The sequence below is a fragment of the Micromonospora aurantiaca ATCC 27029 genome (assembly GCF_000145235.1).
Classification (GTDB): domain Bacteria; phylum Actinomycetota; class Actinomycetes; order Mycobacteriales; family Micromonosporaceae; genus Micromonospora; species Micromonospora aurantiaca.
In genome coordinates this window covers 5,853,236-5,869,889 of the sequence record NC_014391.1, presented here as the reverse complement: position 1 = coordinate 5,869,889, position 16,654 = coordinate 5,853,236, and the positions used below count along the sequence as shown (strand labels likewise).

14 protein-coding genes are annotated in these 16,654 nt (G+C 75.5%); 13 read left to right on the top strand and 1 reads right to left on the bottom strand.

Going from position 1 to position 16,654, the window contains the following annotated elements; translation table 11 throughout:
• Positions 1 to 139 precede the first annotated feature (139 nt).
• The 9 genes from MICAU_RS26030 (at position 140) to MICAU_RS25990 (ending at position 9,277) form a co-directional block, all read left to right on the top strand.
• The gene (locus tag MICAU_RS26030) at positions 140 to 916 is read left to right on the top strand and encodes a GNAT family N-acetyltransferase (protein ID WP_013288336.1); all 777 of its coding nucleotides are present in this window, start codon (positions 140 to 142) and stop codon (positions 914 to 916) included.
• Entirely contained in the window at positions 913 to 1,806 is an 894-nt protein-coding gene (locus MICAU_RS26025) for a lysophospholipid acyltransferase family protein (protein ID WP_013288335.1), read from the top strand. Before MICAU_RS26030 ends, MICAU_RS26025 begins: the two co-directional genes overlap by 4 nt.
• Before the next feature lie 125 nt (positions 1,807 to 1,931).
• On the top strand, positions 1,932 to 2,762 hold the full coding sequence (locus MICAU_RS26020; RefSeq protein ID WP_013288334.1) for a DUF4097 family beta strand repeat-containing protein: 831 nt from the start codon (positions 1,932 to 1,934) through the stop codon (positions 2,760 to 2,762).
• Positions 2,759 to 3,379 carry a PadR family transcriptional regulator gene (locus MICAU_RS26015; protein ID WP_013288333.1) on the top strand — a complete coding sequence of 207 codons (621 nt, stop codon included), beginning with the start codon at positions 2,759 to 2,761 and terminating at the stop codon, positions 3,377 to 3,379. The genes MICAU_RS26020 and MICAU_RS26015 overlap by 4 nt, the downstream gene beginning before the upstream one ends.
• 64 nt (positions 3,380 to 3,443) lie before the next feature.
• Positions 3,444 to 4,145, top strand: coding sequence for a response regulator transcription factor (locus MICAU_RS26010; RefSeq protein WP_030271847.1), 702 nt, complete (start codon positions 3,444 to 3,446; stop codon positions 4,143 to 4,145).
• Positions 4,142 to 5,698 (top strand): sensor histidine kinase, encoded by a 1,557-nt coding sequence (locus MICAU_RS26005; protein WP_013288331.1) that lies wholly within the window; start codon positions 4,142 to 4,144, stop codon positions 5,696 to 5,698. The genes MICAU_RS26010 and MICAU_RS26005 overlap by 4 nt, the downstream gene beginning before the upstream one ends.
• Positions 5,699 to 5,760: 62 nt before the next feature.
• A complete protein-coding gene (locus MICAU_RS26000; RefSeq protein ID WP_013288330.1) occupies positions 5,761 to 7,275 on the top strand; it encodes a S1C family serine protease in 1,515 nt (504 codons plus the stop codon).
• A 135-nt stretch (positions 7,276 to 7,410) separates the two neighbouring features.
• Positions 7,411 to 8,082: a BON domain-containing protein gene (locus MICAU_RS25995; RefSeq protein ID WP_013288329.1), complete on the top strand. Its 672-nt coding sequence runs from the start codon at positions 7,411 to 7,413 to the stop codon at positions 8,080 to 8,082.
• Between the two features lie 82 nt (positions 8,083 to 8,164).
• On the top strand, positions 8,165 to 9,277 hold the full coding sequence (locus tag MICAU_RS25990; RefSeq protein ID WP_369830089.1) for a glycosyltransferase family 4 protein: 1,113 nt from the start codon (positions 8,165 to 8,167) through the stop codon (positions 9,275 to 9,277).
• A gap of 4 nt (positions 9,278 to 9,281) precedes the next feature.
• Here the strand turns inward: MICAU_RS25990 and MICAU_RS25985 are convergent, their stop codons facing one another.
• Complete coding sequence (locus tag MICAU_RS25985) at positions 9,282 to 10,775, bottom strand: serine/threonine-protein kinase (RefSeq protein WP_013288327.1); 1,494 nt, start codon at positions 10,773 to 10,775, stop codon at positions 9,282 to 9,284.
• Positions 10,776 to 10,954: 179 nt separating this feature from the next.
• Here MICAU_RS25985 and MICAU_RS25980 point away from each other — a divergent pair, with 179 nt between their 5' ends.
• From MICAU_RS25980 to MICAU_RS25965, 4 genes are read left to right on the top strand one after another with little or no spacing between them, the layout of a single operon-like run.
• Complete coding sequence (locus MICAU_RS25980; RefSeq protein ID WP_013288326.1) at positions 10,955 to 11,788, top strand: patatin-like phospholipase family protein; 834 nt, start codon at positions 10,955 to 10,957, stop codon at positions 11,786 to 11,788.
• Complete coding sequence (locus MICAU_RS25975; protein WP_013288325.1) at positions 11,789 to 12,811, top strand: 1-acyl-sn-glycerol-3-phosphate acyltransferase; 1,023 nt, start codon at positions 11,789 to 11,791, stop codon at positions 12,809 to 12,811.
• A gap of 56 nt (positions 12,812 to 12,867) precedes the next feature.
• Positions 12,868 to 13,188, top strand: coding sequence for a divalent-cation tolerance protein CutA (gene cutA / locus MICAU_RS25970; protein WP_013288324.1), 321 nt, complete (start codon positions 12,868 to 12,870; stop codon positions 13,186 to 13,188).
• 47 nt (positions 13,189 to 13,235) lie between these two features.
• Positions 13,236 to 16,643 carry an SCO7613 C-terminal domain-containing membrane protein gene (locus MICAU_RS25965; protein WP_013288323.1) on the top strand — a complete coding sequence of 1,136 codons (3,408 nt, stop codon included), beginning with the start codon at positions 13,236 to 13,238 and terminating at the stop codon, positions 16,641 to 16,643.
• The last annotated feature ends 11 nt before the right edge of the window (positions 16,644 to 16,654 follow it).

Sequence of the window (16,654 nt, the reverse complement as noted above, 5' to 3'; positions counted from 1 at the left end):
CGGGCGGTCCGCCCGGCAGCCTCGCACACGCCGGTCCCGTCCCGGCCGTCCCGGTTCGCACGCCGCCGCCGACCGGCGTTCACCGGATCGACACCCCTCATCCCGCCCGGTGGCAACCCGGGGCACCTACACAGGAGTCATGGCCGTTCTGCACGCCGCTGGCGCACCGCTCACGACCAGCGGTTACACCCTGCTGATCGCCGACGACCCGACACTGGTCGCGGCCGCGCAACGCCTGCGCCACGAGGTGTTCGCCGGCGAACTCGGCGCCACCCTGCCGACCGCCGCCACCGGGCTCGACACCGACGGGTTCGACGCGTACTGCGACCACCTGGTGGTGCTGCACGAGGGGACCGGGGAGGTCGTCGGCACGTACCGGCTGCTGCCGCCCGGCCGCACCGACCGCCGGTACGCCGACGCCGAGTTCGACCTGGGCCCGCTCGCCCCGCTCCGCGACGACCTGGTCGAGGCGGGCCGCTCCTGCGTCCACCCGGACCACCGCACCGGCGCCGTGATCAACCTCATGTGGGCCGGGATCTGCCGCTACCTGCACCTGCGCGGCGCCCGCTGGCTCGGTGGCTGCGCCTCGGTGCCGGTCGCCGACGGCGGGACCGCCGCCGCGCAGGTGTGGGCCGAGGTCACCGCCCGGCACCTCGCCCCGCCGCTGCTGCGGGTCACCCCGCGCCGGCCCTGGTCCGCCGAGGCGCCCGCCGCCGACCTCGCCGCGCTCACCCCGGCGCGACGCCGGGCGCTCGTGCCGCCGCTGCTGCGCGGCTACCTGCGGCTGGGCGCCTGGGTGGCCGGCGAGCCCGCGTACGACAGGGACTTCGGCTGCGCCGACTTCTACGTGCTGTTCTCGCTGGACCGGATGAACCCGCGCTACCTGCGGCACTTCCTCGGCGAGGCCGGGTCGTGACCGCCGCTGTCCCCGGGCTCGGCGCGGACCCGTGCGCGGGCGCCGCCGGGGAGGGCCTGTGGCGGCCCGCCTCGGGCTGCGGGCCGGACTGTCTGCCGCCGCACGCCGCCCCGGACGTGTCGTGGCTGCGCCGGGCCGGGCGGCTGCTCGGCGTACTCGGAATGCTCCTGGCCGGGACGGGCCTGGTCGCGCTGCTGCCGGTGCTGCCCGCCGCCCGGGGCCGGGCCGCGTTGCGGGGCTGGGCGCGGTGGACGCTGCGTACCCTCGGGGTGCGTCTGCTGGTCCGCGGCCGGGCGCCGCGCGGGCGCGCGCTGCTGGTCGCCAACCACGTGTCCTGGCTGGACGTCCTGGCGGTGCTCGCCGTGTCGCCGGCCCGGATGCTGGCGAAGCGCGAGGTCCGGAGCTGGCCGCTGGTGGGTGCCCTGGCCGCCGCGGCGGGCACCGTCTTCGTGGACCGGTCCCGGCCGCGTGACCTGCCGGCCACCGTCGCGCGGGTGGCCGGCGCGCTGCGGTCCGGGCGGTCGGTGGCGGTGTTCCCGGAGGGTACGACCTGGTGCGGCGCCGCGACGGACTGCCGCCCGAGCCGCGGCTTCCGCCCGGCGATGTTCGAGGCCGCCGTGGCGGCGGGCGCGCCGGTGGTGCCGTTGAGCCTCGGCTACCGGTACGCGGGCGACCCGAGCACGCTGCCCGCCTTCCTCGGCGAGGAGACGCTCTGGGCGTCGATGCGCCGGGTGCTCGCCGCCCGGGACCTGACCGTGTCGGTGACGGTGAGCGCCGCGCTGCACCCGGCCGAGGGCGCGGACCGCCGGGCGCTGGCCCGGATCGCCGAGGCCGCGGTCCGCCCGGCCCCGCGTCCCGTGCTCGCGACCCAGCTCGACCTGGCGGCCTGACCGCCGCAGTCGTCGGGGACGCGACATAGTCGCGATAGTGTCTTGTTCAGTCGCGATGTATCGCGTTACGCTCCTCGCAACACCTGGCGTGCCGTGGGCCGGTACGCCGACGAGGGGAGCGTGTCATGGCCAGTTGGACGGTCGACAACCCGCAGCGCATCACGCTGGACGAGCCGATCACCCGGCTCGACGCCGAGCTGATCAGCGGCCGGCTGAACGTGGTCGGCGCCGACGGTCCGGCCCGGGTCGACGTGACCCGGATCAGCAGCCGGCCGCTTCTCGTCGAGGTACGCGACGGGCGGCTGACGATCCGGCACAAGCGCAAGCCCGGCCTGCTCGGCATCTTCTCCTGGTTCGGCAACCGGATCCGGGCCGAGGTGTCGGTCGCCGTTCCGCCGGACGTGCTCGCCACCCTGTCGGTGGTCAGCGGCGCGCTCGTCGCCTCCGGGCTGCGCCGGGAGACCCGCGTCGACGTCACCTCCGGGCAGGTCACGCTGCGCGGGCTGCGGGGACGCACCAGCGCGAAGGTCATCTCCGGGCCGGTCGAGGCGCTCGGCATCGGCGGCGACCTGGACCTGGAGACGGTCTCCGGTGAGCTGATCCTCGCCGACAGTGCGCCCGAGCGGGTCCGCGCGCACGCCGTCTCCGGCTCGATCACCTGCGACCTGGACAACCCGCGCGGCAGCGAGATCCGGCTCAGCGCCATCTCCGGCAGCATCACCGTGCGGGTCCGCGAGGACAGCGACCTCACAGTGCACCTGCACACCACCTCCGGCAAGATCACCAGCGGCTTCCCCCAGGTGGACGGCGGTGGGCGCGGGCTGGGCTCGATCAAGGACAGCCACGGTGTCCTCGGTGGGGGTACGGGTAGGCTCTGGGCCTCCGCGACCTCCGGCAGCATCGCGCTGCTCGCCCGCCCGGTCGCGCCCGCCGACCATGTGGAGGACGTGCCGTGACCGCCGTGTTCAGCCACGGCCGGCTCCGGCTCTACCTGCTGAAGCTGCTCGACGACGGCCCGAAGCACGGCTACGAGCTGATCCGTCTGCTGGAGGAGCGCTTCCTCGGCCTGTACGCGCCCAGCGCCGGCACCATCTACCCGCGCCTGCAACGGCTGGAGGCGGAAGGGCTGGTCACGCACACCGCCGCGGGCGGGCGCAAGGTCTACGAGATCACCGAGGCGGGCCGCGCCGAACTGCGGCAGCGCGCCGACGAGCTGTCGACGCTGGAGAGCGACATCGGCGCCGCCGTCGAGGACCTCTCCGCGCTGGCCGGTGAGATCCGCACCGAGGTACGCGGATCGGTGCGCGACCTGAAGCGGGAGCTGCGCGAGGTGGCCCGGCAGACCCGGCAGGGCGGCTGGACGGCGTCCGCGACCACCCGGCCGGCGGGCGACGGGGGATCGGCCCGCCCGGACGAGTCGCCGCTGCTCGCCGACTTCGACCAGCGGCTCGCCGCGTTCACCGTCGAGGTCGGGGCGCTGGTCCGGGCCCGGCGGCTCAGCGACAACCAGCTCCGTACCGCGATCCGGCTGCTCGACGGTGCGCTGGAAGGGCTGCGGCGGCTGCTCCGCTGATCTCACAGGTTGTTTCCAGGGAGCACCCAGCGCGGCCGCAGCCGGAGCACGGATGATGGGTGCCATGGCGGCTACCCAGACCGAGGCCCGGCTTCTCGTCGTCGAGGACGATCCCAACATCCTCGAACTGCTCTCCGCGAGCCTGCGCTTCGCGGGCTTCGACGTGGCCACCGCGACCAGCGGCAGCGCCGCACTCAACGCCGCCAAGGACCACCGGCCCGACCTGGTGGTGCTCGACGTGATGCTGCCCGACCTGGACGGCTTCGAGGTCATCCGGATGCTGCGCGAGGGCGGTACGCGTACCCCTGTGGTGTTCCTGACCGCGCGTGACGCCACCGACGACAAGATCCGCGGGCTCACCCTGGGCGGCGACGACTACGTCACCAAGCCGTTCAGCCTGGAGGAGCTGACCGCCCGTATCCGGGCCGTGCTGCGGCGTACCGCGACCGGTGAGCAGGCTCCGTCCCGCCTCACCTTCGCCGACCTGGAGCTGGACGAGGAGACCCACGAGGTGCACCGGGCCGGCCAGCGGGTGCAGCTGTCGCCGACCGAGTTCAAGCTGCTGCGCTACCTGATGCTCAACGCCAACCGGGTGCTCAGCAAGGCGCAGATCCTCGACCACGTCTGGAACTACGACTTCCGCGGTGACGACAACATCGTCGAGTCCTACATCTCGTACCTGCGGCGCAAGGTCGACAACACCCAGCCCCGGCTGATCCACACGCTCAGGGGAGTGGGATACGTGCTCCGCAAGCCGGCGGCGTGAACGTCGTCCACGACGCGAAGGGCAGGCTGCGCAGCGTCCCGCTCCGGCTGAAGCTCGTCGCCGCGGTCCTCGCGCTCGTGGCTGTGGCGCTGGTGGTGATCAGCGGCCTGACGGCGTTCCTGCTGCGGAACTATCTGATCGGGCAGGCGGACGACCAGCTCCGCGGCGGCGCGTACACGGTGGCCAACACGCTCGACAAGGCCGGCGGCGGCGGGATCAAGATCACCATTCCGTCGGACTACGTGGCGTCCGTCATGGCGCCCGGTGAGCTGCCGGAGGAGCCGACGCGCTACGAGGGCCTGCGCGAAGAGGAACTGCCCCGGTTCCCCGCCGACTACGCGGGCTACCAGGAGCGGGTGGGCGACCCGTTCACCGTGCGCTCCGAGGACGGCCGCAGCCGGTGGCGGATGCTCTACACCGCCCTGCCCGACGGGCGGATCATCGCGCTCGGGCAGCACCTCACCGGCGTGGACTCCGCGGTCGGCCGGCTGGTCTGGATAGACCTCCTGGTCGGCGGAGCGGTGCTGATCTCGCTGGCGTCGGTGGGCGCCGGGATCGTCCGTACCAGCCTGAAGCCGCTGGTGGAGATAGAGCGTACGGCGGCCGCCATCGCCGGCGGCGACCTGACCCGGCGGGTGCCCGACCCGGAGATGGGGCGGCCGTGCCCCACCTCGGAGCTGGGCCGCCTGTCCCGGGCACTGAACGCGATGCTCGCGCAGATCGAGGCCGCGTTCACCGCGCGGGCCGCCTCCGAGGCGGCGGCGCGCAGCGCCGAGATGGGCGCGCGGGACGCCGCCGCGTACGCGCAGGCGTCGGAGGCGCGGGCCCGCCGGTCCGAGGAGCGGATGCGGCAGTTCATCGCCGACGCCTCGCACGAGCTGCGCACGCCGCTGACCACCATCCGGGGCTTCGCCGAGCTGTACCGCCAGGGCGCGGCGCGTGCGCCGGAGCAGACCGCCGACCTGCTGCGCCGCATCGAGGACGAGGCGTCCCGGATGGGTCTGCTGGTGGAGGACCTGCTGCTGCTGGCGCGGATGGACCGGGAACGGCCGATCGCGCTGGCCCCGGTCGAGCTGCCGGTGCTGGCGTCCGACGCGGTCGAGGCGGCCCGGGTGGTCGCCCCGGACCGGCGGATCGAGCTGGAGCGGGAACCGGGCGCCGGGCCGCTGGTGGTGCTCGGCGACGACGCGCGCCTGCGCCAGGTGATCGGCAACCTGATGACGAACGCGCTCACCCACACGCCGCCGGACACCTCGGTGACGCTGCGGCTGCGGGCCGAGGCGGGCCACCTCGCCGTGGTGGAGGTGGCGGACACCGGTCCCGGCCTCACCCCGGAGCAGGCCGAACGGGTCTTCGAGCGGTTCTACCGGGTGGACGCCGCCCGTACCCGCCGGGCCGGCGGGCCGATCAGCACCGGCCTCGGCCTGGCCATCGTGGCCGCGCTCGTCGCCGCGCACCACGGCACCGTCGAGGTGGCGGAGACACCGGGCGGAGGGGCGACCTTCCGGGTGAAGCTGCCGCTGCTGCCCGAGGAGCCCGAGCCCGGCGAGTGACATTCAGAAAACTTCCAGGCGGATTCCAGGCTGGTGACAGTGCTACGGGGAAAGCTGGTGGCATGACCGACCACGAGACCGATCCGCAGCGGTCGCCGGCCCCCGCCGACGCCGAGCCGTCGCACCACACCGCCGAGCTGCCCCGCCTCGAGAGCGGGACGTCGGACTCCTCCAGCACCCCGGCCGCGGCGTCGGTTCCGGCCGACTCCCCGGCCGCCGGAACCAGCACGCCCGCCGGGCACACGAACCCGGCGGAGAGCGCCGGAAACACCGCGCCCGCCGGGCCGTACCCGCCGCAGCCGGCGACGCCGTCCGCGCCGCCGTACCCGGCCTCGGGGCAGCCGCACCCCTGGTACGGGCAGCAGCACCAGCAGGGCGGCTGGAACCAGCAGACCGCCGCGGGCTACCCGTCCACGCAGCACGGTGGGCCGGTGCCGTCGTACCAGGCACAGCCGTACCAGACGCAGCAGGGATACCAGTCGTACCAGCCCGGGCAGCCGATGCCGCAGTGGGGCCCGCAGCAGCCGGCACGCCCCAGCCGGGCCGGGAAGTTCGTCGGCGCGGGCGCGCTGGCGCTGGTCCTGATGCTCGGCTCCGGCGCGGCCGGTGGCGCGCTCGCCCTCGCGCTCGACGGGGACGGTCCCACCCGCACCTACTCCGCCGCGCCGGTGATCAACAGCGCCGACCTGCCCAAGATCGCGGCCTCCGTCCAGGACAGCATCGTCACGATCATGACGAACAGCGGTGAGGGCTCCGGGGTGATCCTCAGCGCCGACGGGTTCGTGCTCACCAACAACCACGTCGTCGCCGGCGCCGGTGGTGACACCGTGCGGGTGGTCTTCGCCGACGGCAAGAGCGCCTCCGCGAAGATCGTCGGCACCGACCCGAAGACCGACCTCGCTGTGGTTCAGGCCAGTGGCGTGAGCAACCTGAAGGCGGCCAAGTTCGGCGACAGCGACGCCATGCAGGTCGGTGACCAGGTGCTCGCCCTGGGCAGCCCGCTCGGCCTCCAGGGCTCGGTCACCGCCGGCATCCTCAGCGCCCGCGACCGCACCATCCAGGCGGGGGAGGGCGGCCAGCAGAACCCGCAGCAGGGCGCCAGCTCGATCTCAGGCCTGCTCCAGACCGACGCCCCGATCAACCCGGGCAACTCCGGCGGCGCGCTCGTCAACACCCGGGGCGAGGTGATCGGCATCAACACCGCCATCGCCACCGCCGGGCAGGGCAGCACCGGAAACATCGGCGTGGGCTTCGCCATCCCGAGCAACAAGGCCAAGAACGTGGCCGAGAAGCTCCAGCGCGGCGAGAAGATCAGCCACCCCTCGCTCGGGGTGAGCGTGAACGGCGCCGAGGACGGCGGCGCGCTGGTCGCCGCGGTCACGCCCGGCAGCCCCGCCGAGAAGGCCGGGATCCAGCGCGGCGACGTGATCACCAAGTTCGGCGACAAGGTGATCAACGACTCGAACGACCTGGTCGGCGCCGTGCAGGCCGGCAAGGTCGGCGACCGGGTCGAGGTGCAGTACAAGCGAAACGGATCCACCGAGAACGCAACCGTGACGCTCGCCGAGACGTCATAGTCCCGAGGACCTGCCTCCCTCCCGGGCGGCGGGTGACGGAGCCAAGGGGGTTGGCTCCGTCACCCGCCGCCCCTCCTCGTTTCTCACCCGGTACGGGTGAGCGCGCCTCACCCGTACCGGCGGGAGGGTCGGGGCATGACCACCACGTCCGCCGTGCGCACCGACCAGCAGATCCAGCGCGACGTCCTCGCCGAACTGGACTGGGACGCGCAGACCCGGGCCACCGAGGTCGGCGTGACAGTCGCGCGGGGCGTCGTGACGCTCACCGGCCAGGTGGACAGCTACGCCCGGCGGTGGGCCGTCGAGCGCTGCGCCCACCGGGTACGCGGCGTCCGGGCGGTCGCCAGTGACCTGGCGGTCGACCTGCCCGCCACGGACCGGCGTACCGACGCCGACATCGCGATCGCTGCGAGCCGGGCGCTGGAGTGGGACAGCTTCGTGCCCGCCGAGCGGCTGGACGTGACCGTCGCCGACGGCTGGATCATGCTGCGCGGCGAGGTCGAGTTCGGCTTCCAGCGCCGTACCGCCGAACGGGAACTGCGCCGGCTGCGCGGCGTACGCGGGGTGACGAACCTGGTCGAGGTGCGGCCGCCGACCCCGCCGAGTGACGAGCAGAAGCGGATCGACCTGCGCCGCCTGCTGCTGCGGCGTACCGGGACCGAGCGGATCGACGCCCGGGTCGACGGCGACACAGTGGTGCTCGACGGAGTGGTGAGCGCCTGGTGGCAGCGGGAGGACGCGGAACGGGCCGCCTGGGCGCTGCCCGGCGTACGGGAGGTGCACGTCGCGATCGTGGTGTCCGGCTGACCGCCCGTCGTTTACCGCGGGCCGGGCCGGGAACCCGCGCGCAGCGGGGTACGCCGGGGACCGACGGGGAGGACTCGTGGCCGTGAACCAGCAGTCCTCGGAGCGCGCGTGGGCCGGGCCGTTGCGGATCGCCATGGTGGTGCCGCCGTGGCTGTCGGTGCCGCCGCCCGGCTACGGCGGGCTGGAGACAGTGGTGGCGGGGCTCGTCGACGCGCTCGTCGACAGGGGGCACCGCGTCACGCTGTTCGGCGCCGGGACCGAGCACGGCACCGCCGCCGACTTCGTCTCCACCTGCGACGACCTCCAGTACGAGCGGATGGGCGAGTCGCTGCCCGAACTGGCGCACCTGGCCCACGTGGACCGCCTGGTCGACCCGGCCGACTTCGACCTGATCCACGACCACACCACGATCGGCCCGATGGTGGCCGGCCGCCGCCGCGTGCCCACAGTGGCCACCGTGCACGGCAACCCGGTCGGCGAGTACGGCACTGTGCTCGGCAACACCGACCGGGGCGTGGGCCTGATCGCGATCTCGCACGCCCAGCGCCGGGCCAACCCGGGGCTGCCCTGGGCCGGCACCGTGCACAACGCGATGCCGCTGCGGGACATCCCCCGCAAGCGCAGCCCGGGCGCGGGCCCGGTGCTCTGGCTGGCCCGGTTCAGCCCGGACAAGGGCCCGGACGTGGCGATCGCGGCCTGCCGGGCGGCCGGGCTGCCGCTCACGCTCGCGGGCAAGTGCAACGAGCCCGCTGAGCGCCGCTACCTGGAGCAGGTGGTCCGGCCGCTGCTCGGCGACGACGTGACGCCCGTGGTGAACGCGGATCGGGTGACCGCGCTGCGGCTGTTGCTGGACGCCCGCTGCCTGATCATGCCGATCCAGTGGGCGGAGCCGTTCGGCATGGTGATGGTGGAGGCGATGGCGACGGGTACGCCGGTGGTGGCGCTGGGCCGGGGCGCGGTGCCGGAACTGGTCCGCGACGGGGTGACCGGTTTCGTCTGCGACCACCCGGGCGAGCTGCCGGCGGCGTTGCGGGCGGCGGCGGACCTGGACCCGGCGGACTGCGTGGCGCACGTGGCGGAGAACTTCTCGGTGGAGCGGATGGCCGCCGACTACGAGGCGGTCTACCGGGGCTTCCTGGCCGCGCGGGCGCCCGCACGGGCACAGCGGGCGGTCGCGCCGGTCGTGGCCGGCTGACCCGTCAGGTCTGCCCGGCCACGAGTTCCGCCGCGGCGGCGTCGAGTCGCCGCGCGTACCCGGGGCTGATGCTGCCCTCGCGGCGACGCTCGTCGATCTTGCCACGGAGCCGGTCCACGGCGGCTGTCACCTCGCCCTCGCCGTTCGCGGCGACCGCGTTGCGCAGCAGGTTGCGCAGGTCCACCCCGACGTCCTCGCGGATCTGGCCCTCGGTCAGTCCGGCCTCGATCAGTCCGTCCACCCGTTCGGCGGCGTCGGCCTGACCGGCGGCCGGCGGGCGCACGCCGCCGGTCGACGGCAGAGTGGTCGGCCCGGCCGGCGGCGTGGTGGCCGGCTCCTCGGTCACCGGCGGTTCGGCGGGCGACGGCTGCACCGGCCCGGCGGTCGGCAGCACCCGGGGGCCGGCGGGCCGGTCCGGCGTCAGCGCGGACGCCAGCAGCGCCGCCGCGGCGACCACAGTCACGCCGACTGCGGCCAGCGTGAGGGTCCGCCGCCGGCCCGGAACCGGCTGTGCGGCGGGATCCTGCCCCGGCTCCGGGATCGGCTGCGCCGCGGGGGCCTGGCCCGGGGTCGGCGGCCTCGCCGGTTCCGGGCCGGCCGGCGGCGGGGAGGTCAGCGCGGGCAGCGTCATGGTCGGCGCCAGCATGGTGGCCGCCTGCGGGTCGGCGGGCAGCATCTGGTCGCGCAGCACGGCGGCCACCTGGTGCGCGGTGGGCCGGTGACGCGGGTCGCGGGCCAGGCAGCGCAGGCAGATGTCAGCGACCGGCCCGGGCAGGCCCGGTACGTCGTCCAGTGTGGGCTCCGGACAGTCCGCGAGCGCCGCGCTCAGTTGTTCCCAGGTCTCCGCCGGGTACGGGGGGTGCCCGGTCAGCGTCTCGAACAGCAGCACGCCGAGCGAGTACACGTCGGTGGCCGGCTGGGCGGGCGCGCCGTCGAGCCGCTCCGGGGCCACGTACGCCGGGGTGCCGAACGTGCCGCCGTCCTCGTCGTCGTCCGGCGTGCCGATCCGGGTGGCGATGCCGAAGTCGAGCACCTTCGCGCCGGTGCCGGTCATCATCACGTTGGCCGGGGTCACGTCGCGGTGCACGATGCCGAGCCGGTGCGCCGCGGCCAGCGCCTCGGCCACCTGCGCGCCCGTCTCCACCGCCGCCGGCCAGGGCAGCGGCCCCTGGGTCAGCAGGTGTTCCAGCTCTTCGCCGCTGAGCAGTTCCATCACCACGAACGAGGTGATGGAGCCGTCCGGGGCCACCGTCTCGCCGTAGTCGTGCACGGCTGTGACGTGCGGATGGTCGAGCTGGGCGGCCGAGCGGGCCTCCTCGCGCACCATGTCGCGGAACCGCGCGTCGGCGGCGAGCGAGGGGGCGAGCACCTTCACCGCCACCACCCGGTCGAGCACCTCGTCGCGGGCACGCCAGATCACCGACATGCCACCGGCACCGATCCGGTCGATGAGCCGGTACCGCCGGGCCAGCAGACGGCCGGCCTGGAGTGTCGCCATCAGCTCGCACCTGCCTGGGCTCGGGAGCGCTATCAGGTTGCGGGAATGTGTCTGACCTGTCAACAGTCGTCCCGTTGACGATCGCGCTGTGTCATAGCCCGGGCGGCGTCGCGTGACGCTCCCACCTCGGTCGGGGCGGCCACCCGGCCGGGTGTGGGCCGCGTGCCAGGATGAACGGCATGGCAGCAGGTCCGGTGGCGTTCGTGCTCGGCGGCGGGGGAGTGCTCGGCGCGGTCGAGGTGGGCATGCTGCGTGCCCTGTTCCGCGCCCGGATCAGACCCGACCTCGTGCTGGGTACGTCGATCGGCGCGGTCAACGGCGCCCTGGTCGCCGCCGACCCGACCGAGGCGGTCACCGACCGGCTGGTCCGGCTCTGGGCGTCGCCCGAGGCCAGCGAGGTGTACGGCGACTCGGTCGCCCGGCAGCTGCGCCGGTTCGCGGCACGTACCCACCTGCACTCGCCCCGGCCGCTGTACCGCCTGCTGGAGAGCGCGCTGGGCGAGGACACCACGTTCGCCGACCTGGCCGTGCCGTTCCGCTGCTGCGCTGCGAACATCGAGCGCGCGGCCGAGCACTGGTTCCACACCGGACCGCTGGTGCCGGCGGTGCTCGCCTCCGCCTCGGTGCCCGGGCTGCTGCCCCCGGCCCAGCTCGACGGCCAGCACTACATCGACGGCGGGGTGGTCAACTCGATCCCGGTCGGCGAGGCGGTGCTGCTCGGCGCGAAGCAGATCTTCGTGCTCCAGGTGGGCCGGATCGAACGCGAGCTGACGCCGCCGCGCCGCCCCTGGGAGATCGCCCAGGTGGCGTTCGAGATCGCCCGCCGGCACCGGTTCGCGCGGGAGATGGCGGCGCTGCCCGAGGACGTCGAGGTGCACGTGCTGCCCACCGGCGGGCTGGAGCCGCGCGACGACAGCCCGTGGGCGTACCGGGACACGGCGGCGGTGGGACGGCGGATCAGTCGCGCGTACACTGCCTCCCGCCGATACCTGGACACCGCGCTGGAGCGCTGAATGCCGCTGCCACCCCGCTGGCTACGCCGGCTGGTGCTCGCCCCTGGTGTGGTGCTGCTGGCCTTCTTCGTGGTGACCACGCTGCCGGCCTGGGCGCTGCTGGCGCTCGCCGCGTCCCCGCTGGTGCCGGGACGGCTGCGCCCGCTGCGGCTGCTCTGGATCGGCACCGTCTACCTGGTCTGGGACGCCGCCGCGCTGCTCGCCCTGTTCCTGCTCTGGCTCGCCTCGGGCTTCGGCGCGTACAAACGCGCGCCGGCCTTCCAGCGGGCCCACTACGTCCTGGCCGGGTGGTTCCTGCGGATCATGTTCTGGCAGGCCCGGTGGACGCTGCGGCTGAGCATCGACGTGGTCGGCACCGACCCGGACACCGCCCTGCCGGGCCGTCCCGAACTCGTGGTCTGCCGGCACGCCGGGCCGGGCGACTCGTTCATCCTGATCCACGCGCTGGTGAACTGGTTCAGGCGGGAACCCCGGATCGTGCTCAAGGAGACCCTCCAGTGGGATCCGGCCATCGACGTGCTGCTCAACCGGTTGCCCAACCGGTTCATCGCGGCCGGGCCGGACGGGCGGGAGTCGGTGGTGCGGCAGATCGGGCACCTGGCCACCGGCCTGGACGACGACGACGCCTTCGTGATCTTCCCGGAGGGCGGCAACTTCACCCCGTCGCGGCGGCTGCGCGCGATCGACCGGCTGCGGTCGCTCGGCCTGGAACGGATGGCGCGGCGCGCCGAGCGGCTGCGGCACGTGCTCGCCCCGCAGCCGGGCGGGCTGCTCGCCGCGCTCGACGCCGCGCCGGACGCCGGCGTGATCTTCGTGGCGCACACCGGCCTGGACCAGATGCTCACCGTCGCCGACGTGTGGCGCGAGCTGCCGATGGACAAGCGGATCATGATGCGGTTCTGGTCGGTGCCGCCGGAGGAGATCCCGGCCGGCAAGCAGGAACGCATCGACTGGCTGTTCGACTGGTGGGCCCGCATCGACACGTGGATCGCCGCCAACCGCAACGGCGCGGCCGACACCTGACCGATTCCCCCTGCGCCTGCTCGGCGTGGCGGCGGTACGCCACGTAGGGTGCGCTGGTGGATCAGATCTGCGTGGTGACGACTGTGGTGGACGCCCGCGGGGTCGCGGACGTGCTGGCGGCCGCGGCCGTCGCCGGCCGGCTGGCGGCCTGCGCCCAGGTCGGCGGCCCGGTGGACAGCACCTACTGGTGGCAGTCGGCGATCCAGACCACCGCCGAGTGGCAGGTGCGGTTCAAGACCGCGCCGGACCGGGTGGACGCCCTGGTCGACCAGCTCCGCGCCAACCACCCGTACGAGGTGCCGGAGATCCTGGTCAGCCGGGAGGACAGCGGCAACCCCGGCTACACCGCCTGGGTACACGAGCAGACCCGGCCCTAGGTACTCCTACTCTGTCGGTCCGCTCCGCCGTTGACGAAGCTGGCGGGGTGGAGAACACCGGCTACCCCTGCCCCGGTTGCGGCGCCCCGGCCGACCTCGTCGCCGGATGCCGCGCCTGCGGCCGCCCGCCCTACCCGCCCGCCGCCGAGGTTGTCCGGCTGGACCGGGAGATCACCGAGCTGGTGCCGCGCGTCGAGGCGGCCCGGCTGACGTACCAGGATCTGTCCGGCCGGCTGGTCACGGCCCGGCAGCGGCGGGCGGTGCTGGCGGCCCGGATCCGGCAGGAGATCCCCGCACCGCGCGCCGCCGGTCCCGCGCCGCTCCCGGCGCCGGCGCCGCCGCGTCAGCTTCCGCCCACCCCCGTCGCGGTACGCCCCGGCGGCGCGGAGACCTCCACCCGCGCGGTCCAGGGCCTGCTGTTCGTCCTCGGTGGCCTGCTGCTCGGCACCGCCGCCGTGGTGTTCACCGCCGTCGCCTGGAGCACGTTCGGGGTGGCCGGCCGGGCGCTGATCCTGCTCGCCGTCACCGCGCTGGCCCTGGTCGCGCCGCTCGTCGCCCGGGCCCGCGGGCTGCGCGGCACCGCCGAGACGCTCGCCTCGGTGGCGCTGCTCCTGGTGGTCCTGGACGGATCCGCCGCCTGGTCGGTGGACCTGTTCGGGGTGACCGGCCTGCCCGGCAGCCGGTACGCGGCGCTGGTGGCGGCGGGCAGCGCCGCGGTGGCCGCCGGTTACGCGCTGGTCAGCCGCCTCACCGCACCCTGGTTCGCGGCGTGGCTGCTCGCGCAGCCGGTGCTGCCGCTGGCCGCTGCCGCGTTCCGGCCCACCGCTGCCGGCTGGGCGCTGGTGCTGACCGCCGTGGCGCTCGGTGACCTCGCGGTCGTGGTCGTGCTGCGCCGCCGTACCTCCGGCAATCGCACGGCGCTGGTGGCCGGGCGGGTGCTGGGCTGGACCGGGCACGGCACGGCGCTGGTCCTGGCGGCCGGCTGCGCGCTGGTGCCGCTGGCGGTCGGCCACGCGGCGGGCACGCCGCTGCTGGCCGGCGGTCCGCTGCTGGTGGTGGCGCTGGCGCTGGTCGCCGGCGGGCTCGCCGCGGGTGGCCGCCTCTGGCGCGCGACGGCCACCGGGCTGCTGGTGCCGGTGCTCGCGGTCGCACTGATCCGGCCGGTCGCCGAGTGGCGGTCCGGGCTGCTGCTGCTCGCCGCCGGCCTCGTGGTGGCGGCGCTCGCCGGTGCGGTCCGGGCGTTGCCGGCGCCGGTCCGGACCGGTCCGCTCGTGGGCGCGCTCGCCGTGGCCGCCGCGCTGGGCCAGGTGGCGGTCGTGCTCACCGGCCTGGTCGGCGCGTCCACCGCGAGCGTCGGCTTCCCGGCCTGGCAGGGCGGCCGGGACGTGCCGGTCCCGTCCTGGGGCTGGCAGCTTCCGGTGGCCCTGCTGCTGACCGCCGGGGCGGTCGCGCTGCTGACGCCCCGGGCCGTCCGGCCGCTCGCCGGCGTGGCCGCCGCCGGTCTGGTCGCCCTCGCCGCGCCGGCCGTGACGGCGACGCCGTGGCCGCTGGTGCTGGTCGTGGACCTCGCGACGGCCGCCGCGCTGCTGCTGGCGGCGGTGGCCCGGCCGCGTGGAGGGCGGGTCGTCGTGCCGGTCACCGCGTCGGCCGGGGCGGTACTGCTCGGGCACGCGCTGCTCGTCGGCTGCGCCGCCCCGGGCGGGGCCGTGGCCGTGCTCGCCGTCACGGCGGTGCTCGGCGCGGCGCTCGCCGTGCTGGGCCGGCGTGGACAGGGCGCGCAGCCGGTCGTCGGCGGCGTCGCGCTGGCCGTTTCGCTGCTCGCCGTACCGGCGGGCGTGGCGGTCGCGCTGCTCGGCCTCGGCGCGCCGGCCTGGTGGCAGCTGCGCGGCGCGACCGCCGCCGTCGTGGTGCCGGTCGTCGTCGTCCTCGCCGTCCGTCGCCTGTGGACCGACCTGAGCGGGTACGCCTCGACGGGGCTCGCCGTCGCGCTCGCCGGGGTCGGCCTCGGGCCGCTCGTCGCGCCGGGCGGGGAACCGGTGGCGCCGTACGCAGCGGTGGGGGTGCTGCTGGCGCTCGCCGCCGGGGCCGGCTCCCGGCCGGCGGTCGCGCTGCGCGCGGTCGGCGGCGTGCTGGCCGCCGTGGCGTTGCTGGCCGTGTCCCCGGTGGTGCTGACGTTGCTCGTTGACCTGCCGGTGCAACCCTGGTCCGGGGTGCCCGCCGCCGCGGCTGCCTCCGCCGGGACCGCCCGCGCCGGGCTGGTGCTGCTGCTCCTGGGCGTCGCCGCCGGGGCGTACGCCGCCACGGACCGCCGCGTCGCCTGGTGGCTCGCCGCGCTGCCGTTCGGCGCTGTCGCGCTGCCGGTGCTGGCGGAGGCGGCCGGTGCCCCCTGGCCGGTGGTGCCGGCGGTCGCGTTCGGCGTCGGGCTGGCCGCGCTGCTGGTCGTCGCGCTCACCGGCGCGCGCCCGGTGGTGCTCGTGCCGCTCGGGGCGGTGCTGGCCGTACCCGGGTTCGGTGGCCTGCTCGCCACCCGGGCGGGGACGCTCGCCGCACTCGGGGCGCTGGTGGTGGCCGGTGCCGTGACCGGGGCGGCCGGGCGGCCGGCTGTGGTCCGGATCGCGGGGTGGCTGGGCGCGGTCGCGACTGCCACCGGGTTCGCGGTCACCGCGTCGCTGGCGGCGGGGCTGCCGCTGCGTACCGCGGCGTTCGCCGCCCTGGCCGTCGCGGCGGTGACGCTGCACGCGGCGCCGCTGCTGCGCGTGGTCCGAGGGCCGGACGGCGTCGGCGCGGGGCGGGCCGGTGCGTGGGCGCTGGAGGCGGCGGCGCAGGCCGTGGCGCTGCTCGCGCTGCTGCTCACCGGCGGCTCGCTGCGGTACGCGGCGGCGGTCTGCGTGCTGTGGGGTGTGGCCGTCGCGGTCCGGGTGCCACGCCGGGGCGAGTCGCCGGCCGGGCGTCGCGTGCTGGCGGCGGTGGCCGCCGGCAGCGAGCTGGTCGGCGGGTGGCTGCTGCTCGCCGCGGGCGGGGTGGTCGTGCTGGAGGCGTACACGCTGCCGGCGGCGGCGCTCGCCCTGGGCGCCGGGCTGCTGGCGCTGCGGCGCCGGCCCGGCCTGACCAGCTGGCTGGCGCTCGGCCCCGGGCTCGGTGCGGCGTTCCTGCCGAGCCTCGTGTCGGTGCTGGTGTCAGGTGAGCCGCAGCCGTGGCGGCGGCTGGCGCTCGGCGCGGCGGCGCTCGCCGTCGTGCTCGGCGGGGCGGCCCGGCGCTGGCAGGCGCCAGTGGTGCTGGGCGCGGCCACGCTGGTGCCGCTGGCGCTGCACGAGCTGGCCCGGGGCTGGGACCTGCTGCCCCGCTGGATCTTCCTGGGCCTCGGCGGGCTGCTGCTGATCGGGCTGGCCGCCACCTACGAGCGGCGCCGGCGCGACCTGGTCCGGCTGCGCGACGCCGTCGCCCGGCTCGGCTGACCCGGCGGGGA